At 65.6% G+C, this 18,944-nt stretch carries 16 protein-coding genes; 7 read left to right on the top strand and 9 right to left on the bottom strand.

From position 1 onward, the window contains the following. The first annotated feature begins 23 nt into the window (after positions 1-23). From AVE30378_RS17270 to AVE30378_RS32870, 5 genes are all read left to right on the top strand, one after another. Entirely contained in the window at positions 24-1,058 is a 1,035-nt protein-coding gene (locus tag AVE30378_RS17270) for a branched-chain amino acid ABC transporter permease (protein WP_129242096.1), read from the top strand. Beyond that, complete coding sequence (locus AVE30378_RS17265) at positions 1,055-1,834, top strand: ABC transporter ATP-binding protein (RefSeq protein ID WP_129242095.1); 780 nt, start codon at positions 1,055-1,057, stop codon at positions 1,832-1,834. The genes AVE30378_RS17270 and AVE30378_RS17265 overlap by 4 nt, the downstream gene beginning before the upstream one ends. 9 nt (positions 1,835-1,843) lie before the next feature. Continuing rightward, positions 1,844-2,542 carry an ABC transporter ATP-binding protein gene (locus AVE30378_RS17260; protein ID WP_129242094.1) on the top strand — a complete coding sequence of 233 codons (699 nt, stop codon included), beginning with the start codon at positions 1,844-1,846 and terminating at the stop codon, positions 2,540-2,542. A 1-nt stretch (position 2,543) separates the two neighbouring features. Further along, positions 2,544-3,314, top strand: a complete 771-nt coding sequence (locus tag AVE30378_RS17255; protein ID WP_129242093.1) for an SDR family NAD(P)-dependent oxidoreductase — start codon at positions 2,544-2,546, stop codon at positions 3,312-3,314. A 137-nt stretch (positions 3,315-3,451) separates the two neighbouring features. Continuing rightward, positions 3,452-3,703 carry a hypothetical protein gene (locus AVE30378_RS32870; protein WP_129242092.1) on the top strand — a complete coding sequence of 84 codons (252 nt, stop codon included), beginning with the start codon at positions 3,452-3,454 and terminating at the stop codon, positions 3,701-3,703. 120 nt (positions 3,704-3,823) lie between these two features. Here AVE30378_RS32870 and AVE30378_RS17245 read toward each other — a convergent pair whose 3' ends face one another. From AVE30378_RS17245 to AVE30378_RS17215, 7 genes are all read right to left on the bottom strand, one after another. Next, positions 3,824-4,432, bottom strand: coding sequence for a hypothetical protein (locus AVE30378_RS17245; protein ID WP_129242091.1), 609 nt, complete (start codon positions 4,430-4,432; stop codon positions 3,824-3,826). 473 nt (positions 4,433-4,905) lie between these two features. Then, entirely contained in the window at positions 4,906-5,697 is a 792-nt protein-coding gene (locus tag AVE30378_RS17240) for an abortive infection family protein (RefSeq protein WP_129242090.1), read from the bottom strand. 283 nt (positions 5,698-5,980) lie between these two features. Continuing rightward, on the bottom strand, positions 5,981-7,453 hold the full coding sequence (locus AVE30378_RS32865) for a YecA family protein (protein WP_129242089.1): 1,473 nt from the start codon (positions 7,451-7,453) through the stop codon (positions 5,981-5,983). 279 nt (positions 7,454-7,732) lie between these two features. Continuing rightward, entirely contained in the window at positions 7,733-8,047 is a 315-nt protein-coding gene (locus AVE30378_RS17230; protein WP_129242088.1) for a hypothetical protein, read from the bottom strand. A gap of 3 nt (positions 8,048-8,050) precedes the next feature. Next, positions 8,051-8,668, bottom strand: coding sequence for a putative molybdenum carrier protein (locus tag AVE30378_RS17225; RefSeq protein WP_129242087.1), 618 nt, complete (start codon positions 8,666-8,668; stop codon positions 8,051-8,053). A gap of 404 nt (positions 8,669-9,072) precedes the next feature. Then, positions 9,073-10,254: an oxidoreductase gene (locus AVE30378_RS17220; RefSeq protein WP_129242086.1), complete on the bottom strand. Its 1,182-nt coding sequence runs from the start codon at positions 10,252-10,254 to the stop codon at positions 9,073-9,075. A 1-nt stretch (position 10,255) separates the two neighbouring features. Beyond that, positions 10,256-10,651, bottom strand: coding sequence for a RidA family protein (locus AVE30378_RS17215; RefSeq protein WP_129242085.1), 396 nt, complete (start codon positions 10,649-10,651; stop codon positions 10,256-10,258). A gap of 145 nt (positions 10,652-10,796) precedes the next feature. On the opposite strand from AVE30378_RS17215, the gene AVE30378_RS17210 reads away from it, so the two are divergent. Continuing rightward, the gene (locus AVE30378_RS17210) at positions 10,797-11,675 is read left to right on the top strand and encodes a LysR substrate-binding domain-containing protein (protein WP_129242084.1); all 879 of its coding nucleotides are present in this window, start codon (positions 10,797-10,799) and stop codon (positions 11,673-11,675) included. Here the strand turns inward: AVE30378_RS17210 and AVE30378_RS17205 are convergent. Continuing rightward, entirely contained in the window at positions 11,634-12,581 is a 948-nt protein-coding gene (locus tag AVE30378_RS17205) for a LysR family transcriptional regulator (protein WP_129242083.1), read from the bottom strand. The two genes, AVE30378_RS17210 and AVE30378_RS17205, sit on opposite strands and share 42 nt — an antisense overlap. Positions 12,582-12,733: 152 nt before the next feature. On the opposite strand from AVE30378_RS17205, the gene AVE30378_RS17200 reads away from it, so the two are divergent. After that, positions 12,734-15,307: a penicillin G acylase gene (locus AVE30378_RS17200; RefSeq protein WP_129242082.1), complete on the top strand. Its 2,574-nt coding sequence runs from the start codon at positions 12,734-12,736 to the stop codon at positions 15,305-15,307. Here the strand turns inward: AVE30378_RS17200 and cydC are convergent. Continuing rightward, positions 15,279-18,893, bottom strand: a complete 3,615-nt coding sequence (cydC, locus tag AVE30378_RS17195; protein WP_129242081.1) for a thiol reductant ABC exporter subunit CydC — start codon at positions 18,891-18,893, stop codon at positions 15,279-15,281. The two genes, AVE30378_RS17200 and cydC, sit on opposite strands and share 29 nt — an antisense overlap. Between the last annotated feature and the right edge of the window lie 51 nt (positions 18,894-18,944).

Below are 18,944 nucleotides of genomic sequence, written 5' to 3'. Positions count from 1 at the left end.
TTTCGCGCATAGGTCCAATCATCATGCAAGCAAACGACACGCGGCGCTGGGCGCTGCCCCTGCTGTTCCTGGTCCTGGCCGGCGTGCCGTTCGCCGCGCAGTGGCTGGGCGAACCGTTCTACGTGACCCTGGGCGCGCGCATCCTGATCTACGCGCTGGCCGCGCTGGCGCTGAACCTGGTGCTGGGCTTCGCCGGGCTGGTGAGCTTCGGCCACGCCATGTTCCTGGGCCTGGGCTGCTACGCGGTCGGCATCCTGAGCTACCACGGCTTCGGCAACGGCTGGCTGCAACTGGCCGTGTGCATCGCGGTCTGCGCGCTGGTGGCACTGGCGGTGGGCACCGTCTGCCTGCGTACCTCGGGCATCGGCTTCATCATGATCACGCTGGCGTTCGCGCAGATGTTCTATTTCCTGGCGGTGAGCCTGCGCGAGTACGGCGGCGACGACGGCCTGAACATCTACGAACCCAGTTCCTTCGGCCTGTTCGACCTGGACGGCAGCCAGCCCGTGTACTGGGCGGCCTGGGGCCTGCTGCTGGCCTCCAGCATCGCCATGCTGAAGCTGCGCCGCTCTCCCTTCGGCATGATCCTGCGCGCCACGCACGCCAACCCGCGGCGCGTGGACGCGCTGGGCTATTCCGTGTTCGGCGTGCGCCTGGCGGCCTACGTGACCTCCGGCGTGCTGACCGGCGTGGCGGGGCTGCTGCTGGCCAACCTGACGGCCTTCGCCTCGCCCAGCTACATGTCCTGGCCGGTGTCGGGCGAACTCATCGTCATGGTGGTGATCGGCGGCCTGGGCAGCGTGCTGGGGCCGATCGTCGGCGCCATCGCCTACCTGCTGATGGAAGAGGGATTCAAGAGCCTGACGCAGCACTGGATGCTGCTGATGGGGCCGGCGGTGGTGGCCATCGCGATGGTGGCCAAGGGAGGCTACGGCAGTTCGCTGGCCTGGCTGCGCCGTCCGCCGCCCGGCGCGGCTTCCAGCGCTCCGCCAGCGGGCGGGGAGAGCAAGACGGACCGCCGTCCGCCGGACGCGCTGGCCAAGGAGGCTTCCGTATGAACATGCAGACCGCCCACGCCGCGGCGCCCGCGAGCCTGGCCACGCGGGACCTGGTGCGCCGCTTCGGCGGACTGAGGGCGACCGACGGGGTGTCGCTGGCCGTCGAGCCCGGCGAACTGCACGCCCTGATCGGCCCCAATGGCGCCGGCAAGACCACGCTGATCAATCTGCTGTCGGGCGAACTGCGGCCCGACAGCGGATCCGTGCGCCTGGGCGCCGCCGACGTGTCCCGCGCTTCGGTGCAGGAGCGCGTGGCGCAGGGCATGCTGCGGTCCTACCAAGTGACCTCCGTGTTCGACAGCTACACCGTGCTGGACAACGCCTGCCTGGCCGCCTTGCGCAAGCGCCGCCGGCGCCTGTCGCCCTGGACCGCGCTGCGCGATTGCGCGGACGTGGTGGATGCCGCGAGGCGGGCGTTGCAAGCCTGCGGGCTGGACGACGTGGCCGAGGCGCCGGTGGAAAGCCTGGCCTACGGCCAGCGCCGCCAGCTCGAAATCGCGATGGCGCTGGCCGGCGAGCCGTCCGTTCTGCTGCTGGACGAACCCATGGCCGGCATGAGCGCGGCCGAAAGCGCCGGCGTGATCGCCTTGCTGCAAAGCCTGAAGGGCCGCTACACCATCGTGCTGGTCGAACACGACATGAACGCCGTCTTCGCGCTGGCCGACCGCATCAGTGTGCTGGTCTACGGCAAGGTCATCGCCACCGGCAGCGCGGACGACATCCGCAACCATCCCGACGTGCGCCGCGCCTATCTGGGCGACGACGCCGACGCCTAGGAGCGCGCCATGTTGAACATACGCGGATTGACGGCGGCCTACGGCCATTGCCAGGCGCTGTTCGGCGTCGACCTGGACGTGGGGCAGGGCGAGGTCGTGGGCCTCATCGGCCGCAACGGCATGGGCCGCAGCACCGTCATCAAATGCCTGTTCGGCCTGCTTCCCGCCGGCCAGGGCAGCATCGAATACGGCGGCCGCTCGCTGCGCGGCCTGGCGCCTTACCGGATCGGACGGCTGGGCCTGTCGCTGGTGCCGGAAGGGCGCCAGATATTCCCGACGCTGACCGTGGAGGAAAACCTGGTGGCCACGGCCTGCGCGCCCAAGGCCGCCGGCGGCTGGACGCTGGAACGCGTGTATGGACTGTTTCCGCGCCTGCGGGAACGGCGCGCCAACCTGGGCACGCAGCTCTCGGGCGGCGAGCAGCAGATGCTGGCGCTGGGCCGCGCCCTGATGACCAACCCCAGCCTGCTGGTGCTGGACGAGGCGACCGAAGGCCTGGCGCCGGTGGTGCGCGCCGAGATCTGGCGCGTGCTCGCCCAACTGAAGGCCGACGGCCTGTCGATGATCGTGGTGGACAAGAACACCACGGCCTTGCTGCGCTTGTCCGACCGCAACTTCATCCTCGACAAGGGGACGACGGTGTGGCGCGGAAGCTCGGCGGAATTGTCCGCGCGGCCCGAACTGGTGGCTGCCTACGTGGGAGTCTGAAATGAGATTGCAGGATCGGGTGGCGCTCGTCACCGGCGCGGCCGGCGGCATCGGGCTGGCGATTGCGCGGCGCTTCGCGGCCGAAGGGGCCTACGTGCTGATGGCGGACCGCAAGGCCGCCGAACTGGAGACCGCGGCGCGCGCCTTGGGCGAACGGGCCGCGGCCGCGGTGGCCGACGTGACGGATCCGGCCGACGCGCAGGCGCTGGCCGACGAATGCGTGCGGCGCTGGGGCGGCCTGGATATCTGCGTGTGCAACGCCGGCGTGATCCGGGCGGCGGATTTCCTGGACCTGACGCTGGAGGACCTGGACGCCGTCATGAACGTGAACGTGCGCGGCACCTTCCTGGTGGCCCAGGCCGCGGCGCGCGCCATGGTGGCGGGCGGACGCGGCAACGGCGCCATCGTGACCCTGTCGTCGATGACGGCGGAACTGGCGATGCCCGACCAGTTGGCCTACGGCGCCAGCAAGGGCGCGGTGCGCCAGATGACGAAGTCCATGGCGCTATCGCTGGCGCCGCACGGCATCCGCGTCAACGCCATCGGACCCGGCAGCATCGACACCGAGATCCTGGCGACCATCACCGCCAACCCCGAGGCGCGCAGGACCGTGCTGTCGCGCATTCCCATGCAGCGGCTGGGCGCGACCGACGAAGTGGCCAAGGTGGCGGTGTTCCTGGCCAGCGACGATTCCAGCTACGTCACGGGCCAGACGGTGTATGCGGACGGCGGCAGGCTGGCGCTGAACTATACGGTGGCGGTGAGGGAATAGGGGGCTGGGTGGCGGGCGGCGCGTACGGCAGACAGCGTGAGACGCCGGCGGAGGCCTCGTATTGCGAGTAAGGTACGGAGTAAAGGCCTTGATTGCCCGGCACTTCGGCCTGTGCCGCCAGCGGGAAACAGAACATTATGAAGATCCTACGCTTAGCACTGCGGCCCATCCTTGTCGCGGCTGCGTGCGCGTCCATTGCCGCCTGCGCGGATAATCCGCCCCGGCAAACCGATATGGACTATCGGAGCCGCCCATCTCCCACGACGCAGGGCGCGAACAGCACCCCCGGTTCCTCGGACCAACGTTTGACCATCCAGTCCGGGGAAGGGGAAAGGTTGAATCTTCCGTGGTTCATCCGGGATACGCAGGAGTGGATCAATAGCAACTGATTTCGATTTGATTCGTTAGTTGCCGGGGGGGCGCTTCTGGCTGGGGGCGGGCCGTCGTTGATGTCCGCTTGCGACCCGAAGTGGACGTCAAGGTATTTCGTAAGTAGCCCTTCAAGTTCGCTACCGCTTCAATAGATCGAACTCGTACGTTGGAGCCGCGGCGTTAACGGCGTACACGCGATAAGCTCCAGGAAGGGGATCGTGTGGTGCATCCAGCGTCACCCACTCGCGATCGGTGGCTCTCCAAAACATGCTTCTTCTCCGCGTCGCGTCAGGCTCACCAAAGTTCGCCAAGAAGTGCTTTCGAGCGAGATCAGTTCCAGCCTTCTCGCCGCTGGCGAGGTGAAAGAGTATCTGTGAAACTTTGCCCTTGCCGCCTCTCTCTGTGAAGTAGTAGGTCCCCCCCGTCACAACTGCGTCAAATTTTGCGTTGACAGAGTAGTACGCTCGTTCTTCATCCCATGTGCCGTCCGGGTAACGGCTTATAAGTTCAGCCACTGGGGTGCCGATAACCACCTCGTCAAATCCGAGCGGATAAACACTTCTATCTTGGAACGGAGACTTCAGCAAACTCGTCTGCAGGGCCGCACGCACCTCAGCTAACTCCCGCTTAGTGCGCTCAAGCTCCTTTGCGATCGAGGCCGAGTTCGCGCTCAATTCGGCAAGGCGCTCCACCTTCGCAGTAAGAAGGTCAACGCGCAAGGGAACGACCACTGTCATGAAGAACACGGCAGTCCCCACTGCAACGACAACCGCTATTGCAAGTGGGTGGTCCTTCCAATCTTTGCGAGATTGTGTGCCCATCTGTGGGCGTGGTTTGAATTTTGGTGTTGGCATAGAGGCCTTTTTGGAAGCGGCACGGAACCCGATCCCCCGAGCCTTTCGAAGACGCATACATTCATCACACGCTCAAGAGCCTAGCAATCTGCGATCTGGAGGTCTGTCCTGCGCCCCGGGACACTAGCGGGACAATTCGGCTTCAAAGCTGAAAGCGCGCGACGTGTCAAGCCGTATTGATCACTTGTTCGGTGAGCTTTGCAAATTTTACAAGCTGGCCGGATGGATTTCAAAATCCTCTGAGTCGTGACGTGCGATCAAACGTCCGTTGGTGGCCGTGAGCTGCCCCACTTGGCCGTCCGAGTTTGGGCCACCCCCGTATGTCGTGCGGTCGGGAATTCAAGGGCAGCCTTTGGACGCGACGCTCAACGAGATCGGGCCGTAGCTCGTCCTTCTAGAGCGCGAATGAACCTGATGGATGCACCGATGTGGCTGAAAATAAGCCGAGCCTCGCTGTCGTTCAGAATGGGGTTGTCGTGCGCTAGGCTCTTGTTGTTCCGCACATCGTTGAACGCTTCCAGGATGCTGATACCGCTCCGCAGGATGCGGTCGGCCATCTCCGACTCAAGCAGACCGGCCGCTCGAACCGCTTTGACATACTCACCCATGAGGCTGTGCAGCGGCTTGTCGCGGTTGACCTCGATGCCTCTGCGCTCGCAGTGCGTACGTAGGAACTTGATCGTGAACACATGCAGCCGATCGAGAGCGGTCGCGGGTTCATTTTGATCAATGGCCGTCCGTATGTGTTTGGCGGCAGCTTCGAAGTCCAAGTCGTTGACGCTGGCCGTGAACGCGTCGATCTCGGGAACGGGACTGGACGAGTTATGGTGAAGTCGGTCGATCACCTTCTGCACGTCAACGAGCAGGGCATTGTCAACGTCCACCGGCAGGCATTCGTACTCGTTGGCGTGCTCAATCATCGCGCCAATCACTTTTGCGACGACATGGTCGGGCTCAATGGTCCAAAATCCCCGCATGCGGTTGGCCTTGGAACCCGAACTCATATTGATACGATATTTAGCGTCGTCGATGTCCAGGCCGGTATGCTCTTCGAAGAAAAGGGAAAACGTTCGATCGGAAAAGTTGAGAACATAGCCGCTACTCATGCCGAGCAAGCGTTCGAGTTTCCGCTTTTCAATGGAGGACAAGGTTGCCATGCAGCTCCCGATGTTTTCCTAGATTGTCGATATCTGTAACGTCGTGCGGACTGACACCGCCCTTTAGATGACTCTCTGAACGGGCCGAGCGGCTCTCCCCCAAGTTGCCGCGATCATCAGTCTAAATTCTAGCCGGACAGCGCTTAGTTCGACATGCTGTCCATGGGCGTTGAAGAGGCGTTGTGAACGCAGGGGACAGCGATTACTGCCGATCCAAAACCGACGTCAGCTATGCCGAGTCCTGGAGCCTCACTTGTAAGGATAGGCTTGGTAACGCTCGATATTATCCCCCGTGGCACTTCTTAAACTTTTTTCCTGAGCCACACGGGCATGGATCGTTTCGCCCGGTCTTGCCGGACTTTGATCGCCTCTCTGGACGGTTCGGCTGTACGAACTGTGTGACGTGATCCCTGAATTGTTGTAGCGAGCCCGTTCCAAAGAAATTCCATTCACGGTTCAGATCTTCGTAGTAGCTCTTTCTGTCGTCTGGCCAGGTCTCGCACGGCATTAGGATAAAGTCCTCAGCGACTTCGCCTTTTGAGAACTTCGGGGCCTCAATGCCAATACCGATGACCTTCAGCAAATTGGGAAACTTGTTCTTGGCGGCGCCGCAAGCAATCTCCAACAGAGTTTGCCTTTTTTCACGGAAGTCCGCCTCTGAGCGGAACTCCTCTGGAACACGTAATTGCAGCAGAACGTAGCCAATGTTGGGCTCGAACGACGGCAGGAAGGTCACCTGGCGCGTGAACCTTCCCGTTTCAGGGAAGCGTTCGACGGCGGTGAGCATCTTTTCGGAAAGGACACGACGCATGAAGCGGGGTTCCTTCACCATTTCGAAGATGGCACTCTCACCGCTCGCGATATTCGAGTTGCCTCCAAGCGTTCCCGCCAGGCTGTTCTGGCAAGTCCGCTGAATTAACTGATCCCAAAAGTACGATACGCGGTCTTCGTGCTTAGTATTCTTGTAAAGATCAGTCTGCACGAAGTCGTGCCACTCACCTTCGCCGACCAGCACCCCATTGATATTTTTCCAGCCGTCGCCCCTCGGCCCGATAACGTGGCGCTTAGTCGCGCCGTCGTAATTCAGGAGATAGTGACCGAGGAGGTCTTCCTCGCCGCAGTAGCTCAGATAGTCAAAGGTGGTTGCTGCGCGGGTCTTCTCATTGAGATAGGCGGAGAAGTCACTGACCGTATCTAGCTCTCTAAAGACGATGTGCATGTTGTGGCTATCGAAGATATGAACTGGCTTGTGCCTGTCGATCTGGACATGGAACGGAATTGTCGGCCCCCCGTCGATCTCCGTGTAGGAGATTGCAAGACTTCCGTAAATATTTTGTGGCGATGCCCGTTCGCAAGCCTCCTTCGCTCCGTGCGCAACGATAATCTTGTGGATGACCGCCGTGTCTTTATCGAAGGGCACTGGGAGTGGTGTTTCGCGCTTCGCATCGGTATAGATCAGCCTACCACTGCGAATGTAGCGCTCCGCCCCGTGTGCGGTCTTGACCTGACGGTCGATGACGTTGCGCTTCCAGCGCTCCCAAAGTACTTGTGCATCTTTGTCAGGGTTCTCAGGGAGTTCGTTCTCACGATCAAAGAAGACGAATAAGGTGTCACCGAAGACAGCAAGCAGGTCACACAATTCATGTCCATCATCCTTGTGCGGATTGGGATAGCTCCAAAGCTTCAGGAAAGTCTGTTCACAGAATTCGGCGAGTAGCCGTTCCGTCGCTGTCACCCCGCCTACAGGCTTCGTCATCCCAGTTCCCCATGAAGTCTCTCGTGGATTCAAAGCATACGGCAGGCGGACGCCCAATGCGTCGTTGGGCATAGTGGCGCTGTCGCTAGTCCTTAGCCACCCATATATAACTATCACTTAGAGCGACTGGCCGCTCATGGCCGGAAGCTGTCCTCGATGACAGACTGCTTCCAACTGTGCATGCAGCCGGTCGCTGCCGAAAGAAGTTGGCCGCTCCGTGTTCTGCATCGGCCGCGGGGCGGAATACCGTCCGCTGCATGCTGCCGTTAGCCAGCCCATCTACCACCACAGTCCGAACACGGCGGTCATTGCGAATCCAAGCGTCAGCACGACAATGAATACGAAGAACCAGCAGGTTGCGCTGAACCAGATCTTATCGCTCATTAACGCGAAAGGAAGGTCAGTTCGCAAGGCGGACTTAACTTGGATATCAAGAGGAATTTCATCGAGAAATTTCTCGTAGCGTTGAATAGTCGTATTGTGGTAGTTGCCGAGGTTCCAGACTAACTTCAAGCACAGGATTCCGAAGACCGCCAGCCCTCCCGTCACGGCTCTCAGAAGAATTTCGTTCCCCGGGCGAGCTAGGTAGGCCATGAGTCAGCCGACGGCCGTAGCGAGGACACAGTACCAGTACGGTACCAACCAGCGCACTTGATCCCAGTGTCTGAAGTTCGCAAGCGCCGCATCACGCCGAGCCAGGACGACAGCAAATAGATCACCTCCCAGTACGGGATCATTGGAGGGCGGCTTCATGTCCATTAGGACTGCCTCCAGGATCCGTTTTGTTTTCGCATAGATAACGGGATCATCGCTTGACCGAGGGCCGGCGACATTGAGCGTGGCTGGGCGAGTTGCCGCGAGCCAGCGAGTGACCTCACGCACTGCCTCAGGAACGCTGAGGCGCGCGAGATTGACGTGGAGCCACGGCTTGTCCGCCTGCTCGGCTGTGGATGCTGTGAACTTCGACCCGCCGAACAGATCTCCGTGGGAGAGAATTAGAGTGGCGTCTGAGTCTTTGATGTTCAGAGCTGTTCGGGTGTCTGGTTCCGCATCCGGCGCCTCGACCATGCCGGGGTAGATGTCTGGAATAGCTCCGTTCTCGTCGAGACGCCCTTTAGGCACCCATCCACCGCAGGGGATACCGAGCTCGATGGCAATATCCAGGGCAGCCCGATCGGCACCGGTCTGTCCTCCAGAAACGATCTTGCTAATCATGGTGGCTTCCCTGGGTTAATCATCTCGCGAGGTGGCCAACTTCGTTATCGTGCGAATGCCCTGCTCGGCAATAACGGTGGAGGTCCGCAAGCGCGGACGTTAGCCACTTAAAGAAATCAATCAGTAAGCTGCAACCATGGGGAGTTCCGAGAGTCCCCAGTAACAAAGCAATGGATACGGCGACTGCTGAACGTGGTTAGCATACCGCGTAGATAAGCAGAATGTTCGCTTATGGCTGGGATTTCAGCGTGACCGAAATTGGCCCACAGCAGCTCACTATTTCCTTTCAAGAAGGAAGGCCGCCCGGTATGACATCTACATCTCGGTCACGCGCCATTCCCCGCCCAGCCGGTAGGTGGTCTTCGACGCAGCGTGTTGACAGGTAGCTGGCTTCCGGAGCGTCATCATCGGTCTCGCGCCGAACCGCCTCCACAAGCGCGGCGGCGTTCCTCGCGATGGCGCGCGGCATTGGCCAGGTCGGCGATTGGCGCCAGCAGCCCCCGATCGAAGGTCTCCAGCTCCTCGCCGGCGCGCAGTCTTGCGGGCCAGTCGGGATGCGTAAGCGCGCCGCGGCCGAGCGAAACGAAGTCGGCGTCCTTGCTTGCCATCAAGCCGCCGGCCTGCTGGGGATCATGCAGCGAGCCGTTGGCCAGCACCGGGACCGGAACGTGCCGCCGCGCCAAGGCTGCGAGGCTGGGACCCTGTTCGCCAAAAGCGGGGCGCCAGGCCTCGAACTCGGTCGTGTGCAGATAATCGATGGGCTGCGCGCCCAGGGTGCGGAAGATCTGCGCCGCATCCGCCTCGCCGCCTTCCCACTTGTGCGTGAAGTCGTTGACCTTGCCTTGCGAACTGCGCACCCCCACGACAAAGTGTTTTGCCGTCGACCGGCGGACGGCCTGGATGACGTCCACGGTCAGGCGCAGGCGATTGTCCAGGCTGCCGCCGTAGCGGTCCTCGCGCAAATTGGTGTGGGCGGTGAGGAACTGGTCCAGCAGATAGCCGTTCGCGCCATGGATCTCGACGCCGTCGAATCCGGCCTCCTGCGCCCTGCGTGCCGCCTGTGCGTAGCCTTCGACCGCTGCGGAGATGTCCTCGTCCGACATGGCTTCGGGCATCCGGTACGGCCCCGCGCCCCGATAGAAGGCCATCTGCTGTCCCCTCGGCTGTACGGCCGAGGGGCCCTTGGTGGCGGCGCGATGGGGATTGCCTTGCGACAGCGCGCCCGCGTGCATGAGCTGCGCGACGATGCGGCCGCCGTGTGCGTGCACGCGGTCCACCACGGTCCGCCACGCATCGCGCTGCGCGTCGTCGGTCAGCCCGGGCTGGAAGAGGTAGCCCTGCGCATAGGCCTTGTCTGTGTAGATGCCTTCGGTAATCACCAGGCCGAAGCCGCCGGCAGCGTAGGCTTCGTAGTAGTCGGCCATTTGCGCCGTGGCGCGGCCGTCCGCCGTGGCGCTGACCCGAGTCATCGGCGCGACGGCGAGGCGGTTGCGCAAGCTCAGGCCCCTCTCCAGCCGCAGCGGCGTGAACAATCCGGCGTGCGCGGTCTGCGCATCGCCGTCCGGACGATCGGCGAGCGTGCTCATGTCAGCGGCCCTCCTGCGGACGCACGGCCGCGATCGCTTCGATCTCGATCATGGCGGCGGGGTCGTAGAGCGCCTTGATTTCGGCGATCGTGTCGGCCGGGTAGGGGGCCGAAAAGAAGCGGCGGCGCAGCGTCACCACGTCCTCGAAATGTCCCATGTCGGTGACGAAGATGGTGACCTTGATGACGTCCCGCAAGCTGGAGCCGCCGGCTGCCAGCGCGCGGCGCAAGTTCAGGAAGGCTTGTTCGCCTTGCGCAAGAAAGCCGCCGGCGACGATCTTTCCGTCATCGCCGGCGCCCGCCTGGCCGGAGATGAACAGCAGGTTTCCGAATTGAATGCCCTGCGACAGCAGGAAGGGCTCGTAGTTGTCGGGCTGGGTGATGACGCGTTGTAGCATGGTGCGAATTCCTTCACTTATGGTTGCTGGGAGGATCAGCGCGATAGCGGCCGATCCATGCCCGTACTGTAGGGATGCGTGGCCCTGGTGACAAAGGTTCGTTTGTCAGCTATAAGGTGAAAGAAACTCATCTATGATGCCGGTCATGCAACGTCGATCCCTCCCGCTTTCCGGGCTACGCGTATTCGAAGCCGCCGCGCGCCTGGGCAGCTTCAAGGCCGCCGCCAAGGAATTGGCCGTCACGCCCACCGCCGTCAGTCACCAGATCCGCGCGCTGGAGGCGCAGACCGGGCTTTTGCTGTTCGATCGCCATGTGCGCAGGGTGTCGCTGACCGACGCGGGGACGCAGCTCTATCCCGTCCTGCGCGACGGGTTCGATGCCTTCGAAGCGACGCTGGCGCGGTTGACGCATCAGCGGACACGCACTCAAGTGACCATCTCCGCGACGAATGCATTTACCGTGAAGTGGCTGGTGCCGCGCATGGCCGATTTCCGGAGCCGGCATCCCGGCATCGACTTGCAGTTGCAGGCCAGCGACGACGTCGTCGATCTGCGATCGACCGCGGTCGACATCGCGATCCGCTATGGCCGCGGGCCGTATCCCGGCCTGGTGACCCAGCCCCTGTTCACGGACCGGTTCGCGCCCGTGGCGAATCCGCGCCTGGGCGTCGAATCGCCGGACGATCTGGCCCGCGTGCCGTTGATCCGTTTCGACTGGAAGCGGCCCCAACCGGAGAATCCCACGTGGGAGCGTTGGTTCAAGGTCGCGCAGCGGCCCCAGCCCCGCCAGGCGAGTCAATTGCGCTTTTCCGATGAAGGACACGCAATACAGGCGGCCGTCGCCGGCCATGGTGTCGCGCTGGTCAGCCTGGCGTTGATCTCCGAGGAGCTGGAGGCGGGCCATCTGGCGCAGCCGTTCGGCCCGGAGATAGACGGGCACACCTATCACCTGGCCATGTACGCCGGCCGGCCGCCGTCGGCGTCAGTCCAGGCCGTCGCGCACTGGTTGAGCACGCAGGCCTAGCGACGCAAATCCATCCCAGCACCCCCGCGTGAACTCGTACAGCGCATCCTGCGCCGTCAGCGGCGTGCGCCCCGCCAGCCGGGCCAGCGCGTAGTGCCCCTGGCGCTGCGGATCCGGCGGGATCGGCACTTCGACCATCAGCCCGGCCTCCTGCTGGCGGCGGGTGACGCAGATCACGCCCAGCAGCAGGGTGTCCGAGCGCAGCGCCAGTTCGACCAGCGCGTCCAGGTTTTCGCAGCGGTGGGTGACCATCTGTTCGGGGGCGCCGCCCGGTCCCAGCGTTTCCGTCAGCCGCAGCGAGACTTCGGGGCTGAGGGTGCTGGAGGCCACGGGGTACTGGCGGATCTGTTCGATGCCCGGCCGCTTGTGGGCCAGGATGGGATGGCCTTTGCGGCAGACCAGGCCGGCCCGCAGCGGGGGCAGGGGGCGGGTTTCCAGGTCGGCCGCGTCATACAGCATGCGGGCATCGCAGACCATGGCGTCGATGCGTTCGGCGCGCAGCATCTCCAGCAGGGCGGCGGTGGCGCCCAGTTCGACGCCGACGCGCACCTGCGGGTGGCGTTCGGCCATATGGGCCAGAAACGGCGACAGCAGCAGGGACGCGGGCGTGGGGCTCAGCCCGATGGACAGCGCGCCCGATTCGCCGCTGTGCAGGGTCTTGAGTTCGCGTTGCAGTTCCGCTTCCTCGAAGCGCATGCGGCGCGCGCGTTCGGCCACGCAGGCGCCGTAGGGCGTCAGGCGCACGCGCCGGGTGCCGCGGTCCAGCAGGGGCAGGCCCAGTTCGGCTTCCAGGGCCTGGATGCTGCGGCTGAGGGCGGGTTGCGACAGGTTGACCGCGTCCGCCGCGCGCGAATAGGTGCCGTGCTCGATGACGGCGAGCAGATGCTTGAGTTTCTGGAAGTCCATGTCCAAATCGCATTAATACTATGAAATAAATGCATTGGAATTATAAATGGGCTGTTCGTATGATGGTCCGGACGGCGCCCGCCAGAGGCGCCGCAATCCGTGCCCGGGACTCGCACCGTGGCGCGGCTCGTCAAATACGGAGACAGATTCGAATGAAGCAGCACTTGTTGTCGGCCGCCCTTGTAGCGGCCTGCGCGGCCATGGGCGCCCAGGCCCAGGAAGTCCGGCAAAATCCCCAGCCGTCCGAGGCCGCGGCGCGTCCGGCTGGCGCCGTCAGCGGCCAGGTCACGATCCGCCGCGACGGCTATGGCATGCCGCATGTGTACGCCAACACCGTCTACGGCATCTTCTATGGCTACGGCTACGCCGTGGCGCAGGACCGCCTGTTCCAGATGGAGATGGCAAGGCGCAGCACCCAGGGCCGCGTGGCCGAGGTGCTGGGCCGGTCCATGGTGGCGTTCGACAAGTCCATCCGCGGCAATTTCTCGCCCGAACGCATCCAGCGCCAGTTGGCCGCGCTGCCGGCCTCCGAGCGCCAGATCCTGGACGGCTACGCGGCGGGCATGAACGCCTGGATCGCGCGGGTGCGCGCCGAGCCGGGCAGCCTGATGCCCAAGGAATTCAACGACCTGGGGTTCCAGCCCGGGGACTGGACGGCCTACGACGTGGCGATGGTGTTCGTGGGCACCATGGCCAACCGTTTTTCCGACGCCAACAGCGAGATCGACAACCTGGCGCTCTTGACCGCCCTGAAGGACCGGCACGGCGACGAGCGCGCCATGCAGATCTTCAACCAGTTGCGCTGGATGACCGACAGCCGGGCGCCCACCACCGTGCCCGAGGAAGAGGGCGTCTACCGGCCCGACGGCGGCCGGCCGCCGGCCAGGCTGTCCTATGCCTTGCCGCGCTACGACGGCACGCCGCCCATGCTGGAACGGGTGGCGCGCGATGCGCAGACCCGGGGTGTGCTGGACGCGTCCCCGGCCGATACGCGCAAGCTGCTGCTGGCGCAGTTCGCCGAATCGGGCCAGCCGGGCATCGCCGGGTTCCCCACCACCAGCAATATGTGGATCGTGGGGCGCGAGCACGCCAAGGACGCGCGTTCCATCCTGCTGAACGGGCCGCAGTTCGGCTGGTGGAATCCTGCCTACACCTACGGCATCGGCCTGCATGGCGCGGGCTTCGACGTGGTCGGCAATACCCCGTTCGCCTATCCCAGCATCCTGTTCGGCCACAACGCGCACGTGACCTGGGGCTCCACCGCGGGCTTCGGCGACGACGTGGACATCTACGCGGAAAAGCTGGACCCCGCCGACCGCACCCGCTACTTCCATGACGGCGCCTGGAAGACGATGGAAAAGCGCACCGAGCTTATCCAGGTCAAGGACGGGCAGCCCGTGATGATGGACGTGTACCGCACGGTGCACGGCATCGTCGCCAAGTTCGACGACAAGCAGCACGTGGCCTACGCCAAGGCGCGCGCCTGGGAAGGCTACGAGCTGCAATCGCTGATGGCCTGGACGCACAAGGCGCAGTCGCGCAACTGGGATGAATGGAAGCAGCAGGCGGCGCGCCACGCGCTGACCATCAACTGGTATTACGCGGACGATCGGGGCAACATCGGCTACGCGCACACGGGCTTCTATCCCAAGCGCCGCCCGGGCCACGATCCGCGACTGCCGGCGCCGGGCACCGGCGAGATGGACTGGGACGGCATGCTGCCGTTTTCGACCAATCCGCAGGTCTACAACCCGCGCCAGGGCTTCATCGCCAACTGGAACAACCAGCCCATGCGCGGCTATCCGTCCACCGATCTGTTCGCCATCGTGTGGGGCCAGGCCGACCGCTACGCAGAAATCGAGACGCGCCTGCAAGCCATGACCGCGCATGGCGGCAAGGTCAGCGCCCAGCAGATGTGGGACCTGATCCGCACCACCAGCTACGCCGACGTCAACCGCCGCCACTTCCTGCCTTTCCTGCGGCGGGCGGTGCAGGGCCTGCCGGCGGACGACGCGCGGGCGCGGCTGGTTGCCGGGCTGGCGTCCTGGGACGGCATGGGCACGAGCGAGAAGCAGGCCGGCTACTACGACAACGCCGGGCCGGCCGTGATGGACGCGTGGCTGCGCGCCATGCTCAAGCGCACGCTGGCCGACGAGATGCCCGCCGACTTCTTCAAGTGGTACAGCGCCACCGGCTATCCCACGCCGGCCGCGCCCGCCACCGGTTCGGTCAACCTGACGGTGGGCTCGAAGGTGCTGTACAACGCGCTGGCCGGGCAGGACGCCGGCGTGCCGCAGCAGTACGACTTCTTCAACGGCCAGCCGCCGCAGGCCGTGGTGCTGGCCGCGCTGGACGACGCGCTGGCCGCCTTGCGGGAAGCCTACGGCGCGGACCCCGCCGGCTGGCGCGTGCCGGCGCCGCCCATGGTGTTCGCGCCCAAGAACTTCCTGGGCGTGCCCCAGGCGGACGCCAAGGCGGTGCTGAGCCATCCGGCCACGCAGAACCGCGGAACCGAGAACAACATGACGGTATTCGACGCCCGCGGCGTGCGCGCGGTGGACGTGGTGGCGCCGGGGCAGAGCGGCTTCGTCGCCCCGGACGGCACGGCCTCGCCCCACACCCGCGACCAGTTCGACCTGTACGCCAGCTTCGGTAGCAAGCGGGTCTGGTTCACGGAGGCGGAAGTGCGGGCCAACGCTAAGTCGGTAGAGACTCTGCGCTACTGACGGCGTAGCCGCCCTGGTGGCTGGCCAGCCGCGCATAGACCCCTTGCCGCTTCAGCAACTGGTCGTGCGTGCCGGCCTCCGCCAGCGCGCCGCGGTCCAGCACCAGGATGAGGTCGGCGTCGCGGATCGTCGACAGGCGGTGCGCGATGACCAGCGTGGTGCGGTGGCGCATCAGCACGTCCAGCGCGCCGCGCACCTGCATCTCGGACAAGGTGTCCAGGTGCGAGGTGGCCTCGTCCAGGATCAGCACCGGCGCGTTCTTCAGGAAGGCGCGGGCGATGGAGATGCGCTGGCGCTGTCCGCCGGAGAGCTGCATGCCGCGTTCTCCCACCCGCGTGGCGATGCCGTCCGGCAGGCTGCGCACGAAGTCCCCCAGCGCGGCCTGTTCCAGCGCGCGCGCCAGTTCCTCGGGGCTGGCCTCGGGCCGAGCCAGACGGATGTTGCCTTCCAGCGTGTCGTTGAACAGGTAGGTGTCCTGCGTGACGAGCGCCACGCGCTCGCGCAGGCCGTCGAGCCGCAACTGGCGCACGTCCACGCCCTCCAGCTTCACCGCGCCCTCGCGCGGATCCCAGAAGCGCAGCAGCAGGCTGGCCACGGTGCTCTTGCCCGCGCCCGACGCGCCCACCACGGCGACCGTGGCTCCGGCCGGCACCTTGAAGCTCAGGTCGCGCAGGGTGTCTTCGCGATTGCCCGGGTAGGCGAAGCTGACGTGCTCGAACGCCAGGGACAGGCCCTGCGCGGCGACGGGCGCGGCCAGCGGGCCGTCGGCGACGGGTTCGGGCTCGTTGGCCACTACGTGCAGGCGGCGCGTGGCGGCGATGGTGTCGGCAAGCTGCCGGCTGACCTGGGAAATCTCCGACACCGGCAGGAAGGTGGCCAGGGCGATCAGCACCAGCAGCGGCAGCATGCCGGCCGACAGCGCGCCGGCCGCGACCTGCAGGGCGCCCACCACCGCGACGGCCAGGCCGCCCAGCCCCATCGCCACTTCGAACCACGCGGTCTGCCGGGACAGGTCGCGCAGGATGTCCAGGCGGCGGACGCGGTAGCGGTCGGCCACTTGCAGGAATTCGTCGCGCCGGCGGCCCGTGGCCTGGAAGGCGGTCAGGTCGGCCAGGCCCTGGATGGTGTCGGTGGCGTGCGCGCTCATTTCCCCCAGCGCGTGGCGGGCCTTGTCGCCCAGCGCGTCGACCTTGCGGCGCCCGCGCACGGGGGACACCAGCGCGTACGCCAGGAAGGGCAGCAGGGCCAGCGCCACCGGCCAACTGTAGACGCCCAGGAAGCCCAGCACCGACAGCGGCACCAGCACCGACACGATGGCGGGCGCGATGGTGTGGGCGTAGAAGTACTCCACCATTTCGACGTCCTGGGTGGCCAGCGCCACCAGGTCGCCGGAGCGGCGCTGCAGCAGGTAGGCCGGCGCCAGGCGCTCCAGCTTGTCGTAGAGCTTGACGCGCATGTCGGCCAGCAACTGATAGGCCATCGCGTGCGCCAGCCACGATTCCAGCCAGTGGAAGAGGGCGGCCAGGGGCGCCGCGATCAGCAGCCCGACGACCAGGGTGGAAACGTCGCGGCCGTCGCGGATGGCGGCGACGATCAGCGCGCTGAAGACCCCCACGCCGATGAAGGCGGCGACGCGCGCCACGCCCAGCAGGATGGTGGCCGCCAGCGTGCCGCGCCATGGGCGGACCACCGACAGCAAGGTGCCCAGGGTGCCGCGCCAGCCGACCTGGGCGGCGTCGGCGTCCAGCGCGCGCAGCGCGGGGCCTTGCGCGCCGGACCCGGCGTCGGGCTCGCCGCCATCCCGCGCGGGGGCGGACGACACCGCCGCCGCGGGGCTGCCCGCGGCCGGGTTCCGGTGCGCCTCGGCCTGTTCGCGCATCAGGCGGTAGTACAGCCCGCCTTGTGCCATCAGCGCGGCGTGCGTGCCCGTTTCCACGACCCGTCCCTGGTCCAGCACCAGGCAGCGGTCGGCGCCGATGACGCTGGCCAGCCGGTGCGCCAGGATCAGCGTCGTGCGGCCGGCCATCAGCCGGTCGAGCGCCTGCTGGATCAGCGCCTCGTTTTCGGTGTCCACCGAGGACAGCGCTTCGTCCAGGATCAGGATGGGCGCGTCGCGCAGCAGGGCGCGGGCGATCGCCACGCGCTGGCGCTGGCCGCCGGACAATTGCAGGCCGCGCTCGCCGATGCGGGTGGCGTAGCCGTCGGGCAGCGCCATGATGAAGTCGTCGATGTTGGCGGCGCGGGCGGCGGCGCGCACCTGTTCGTGCGTGGCGCCGGGGCGCCCCAGCCGCAGGTTGTCGTCGATGGTGCCGTGGAACAGCGTGATGTCCTGGCTGACCAGCGCGATGTGCGACAGCAGCGCCTGCGTGTCGAGTCCGTTCACGTCGCGGCCGCCGACGCGGATGGTGCCGGCCTGCGGCACGCATTCGCGCAGCAGCAGGCGCACGATGGTCGACTTGCCCGCGCCGCTGGGGCCCACCACACCGACGCGTTCGCCGGCCGCGACGCGGAACGCCAGGCCCTGGTGCGCGCGGCGTTCTGGCGTGTAGGAGAACGCCACATCGTCGAATTCGATAGTGGGCGCCAGCCGCTGCGGCGCATCGCCGGCGGCGCGCGCGTCGGGCGCGGGCGTCAGGGGCCGGGCGTCCATCAGGGCGTGGATGCTGACCGCCGCGGACTGGCCCAGCATGCCCCGGTGCAGCACCGAGCGCAGGTCGCGCAGCGGCCGGAAAATCTCGGTGCCGGCCATCAGCACGATCAGCAGGGCCTCCACGCTCATGTCGCCGGCGGCCACGCGCCAGGCGCCCAGAGTCAGCGCCAGCGCAGCGCCCAGCGCCACGCCCAGGTCGCTGATGCCGCGCGTCAGCAGGCTGACCGACAGCACCCAGAACGTATTGTCCGACAGGCTGCGGGCGCGGGCGGCCAGCCGCCGGCCCCAGGCCTTGCCCTGGCCATAGGACTTCAAGGTGGGCAGGCCCTGCACCGCGTCGAGGAAGTCCTCGCCGAAATCGTTCAGAGAGCGCGTGCGGGCCAGGCTGGCGCGGCGGTCCAGCATGTGCACGGCCATCGGCCCGAACAGGGCGAACAGCGCGGCCGCCAGGAAGACCAGCGCGGTCGGCACGTCCCAGAACGCGATGACGGCGAAGATGGCGAAAGGCGCCGCGGCCGCGATGGCCACCTGCGGCAGGTACTGGCCGAAGAAGGTCTGCAATTGCTCGACCCCGTCCACCACCGTCAGCATCACGCCGCCGGTGCGCTGGTTGGCGAACCAGGCCGGGCCCAGGGCGACGATGCGGTCATACAGCTTGCCGCGCAGCGCCTGCTGCACCTCGGCCGAGCAGCGGTTGGCCTGCACGGTGCGCCAATGGTCGAAGCCCGCGCGCAGCAGCACCATCGCGGCCGCGCACAGGGCGGGCGCGGTCCAGTCCCGCCACGGCGCGCCCTCGAACACCCGGGCCAGCAACTGGCCCAGGAACACGTAGCGCGCAATGCCGGCCGCCAAGGCCAGCAACCCCAGGAATATGCCGCCCGCCATGCCGGCGCGCAGCCCTTCGGTCAGCCGCCAAAGCCGTGAATCGAAATACATTGCACTCTCCTTCCAGAGCTTGCATGGTCCCCGATCGCGACCGCCGGCGAA

The organism is Achromobacter veterisilvae (assembly GCF_900496975.1).
Lineage (GTDB): Bacteria > Pseudomonadota > Gammaproteobacteria > Burkholderiales > Burkholderiaceae_B > Achromobacter > Achromobacter veterisilvae.
Note: the sequence above shows the minus strand (reverse complement) of the source record. Positions and strands in the feature narration are given on the sequence as shown.

Bases quoted from the DNA above. Each gene is read 5' to 3' on its own strand.
- AVE30378_RS17270 (WP_129242096.1), top strand. From the start codon at position 24: ATGCAAGCAAACGACACGCGGCGCTGGGCGCTGCCCCTGCTGTTCCTG.
- AVE30378_RS17265 (WP_129242095.1), top strand. From the start codon at position 1,055: ATGAACATGCAGACCGCCCACGCCGCGGCGCCCGCGAGCCTGGCCACG.
- AVE30378_RS17260 (WP_129242094.1), top strand. From the start codon at position 1,844: ATGTTGAACATACGCGGATTGACGGCGGCCTACGGCCATTGCCAGGCG.
- AVE30378_RS17255 (WP_129242093.1), top strand. From the start codon at position 2,544: ATGAGATTGCAGGATCGGGTGGCGCTCGTCACCGGCGCGGCCGGCGGC.
- AVE30378_RS32870 (WP_129242092.1), top strand. From the start codon at position 3,452: ATGAAGATCCTACGCTTAGCACTGCGGCCCATCCTTGTCGCGGCTGCG.
- AVE30378_RS17240 (WP_129242090.1), bottom strand. From the start codon at position 5,697: ATGGCAACCTTGTCCTCCATTGAAAAGCGGAAACTCGAACGCTTGCTC.
- AVE30378_RS32865 (WP_129242089.1), bottom strand. From the start codon at position 7,453: ATGACGAAGCCTGTAGGCGGGGTGACAGCGACGGAACGGCTACTCGCC.
- AVE30378_RS17230 (WP_129242088.1), bottom strand. From the start codon at position 8,047: ATGGCCTACCTAGCTCGCCCGGGGAACGAAATTCTTCTGAGAGCCGTG.
- AVE30378_RS17225 (WP_129242087.1), bottom strand. From the start codon at position 8,668: ATGATTAGCAAGATCGTTTCTGGAGGACAGACCGGTGCCGATCGGGCT.
- AVE30378_RS17220 (WP_129242086.1), bottom strand. From the start codon at position 10,254: ATGAGCACGCTCGCCGATCGTCCGGACGGCGATGCGCAGACCGCGCAC.
- AVE30378_RS17215 (WP_129242085.1), bottom strand. From the start codon at position 10,651: ATGCTACAACGCGTCATCACCCAGCCCGACAACTACGAGCCCTTCCTG.
- AVE30378_RS17210 (WP_129242084.1), top strand. From the start codon at position 10,797: ATGCAACGTCGATCCCTCCCGCTTTCCGGGCTACGCGTATTCGAAGCC.
- AVE30378_RS17205 (WP_129242083.1), bottom strand. From the start codon at position 12,581: ATGGACTTCCAGAAACTCAAGCATCTGCTCGCCGTCATCGAGCACGGC.
- AVE30378_RS17200 (WP_129242082.1), top strand. From the start codon at position 12,734: ATGAAGCAGCACTTGTTGTCGGCCGCCCTTGTAGCGGCCTGCGCGGCC.
- cydC (WP_129242081.1), bottom strand. From the start codon at position 18,893: ATGTATTTCGATTCACGGCTTTGGCGGCTGACCGAAGGGCTGCGCGCC.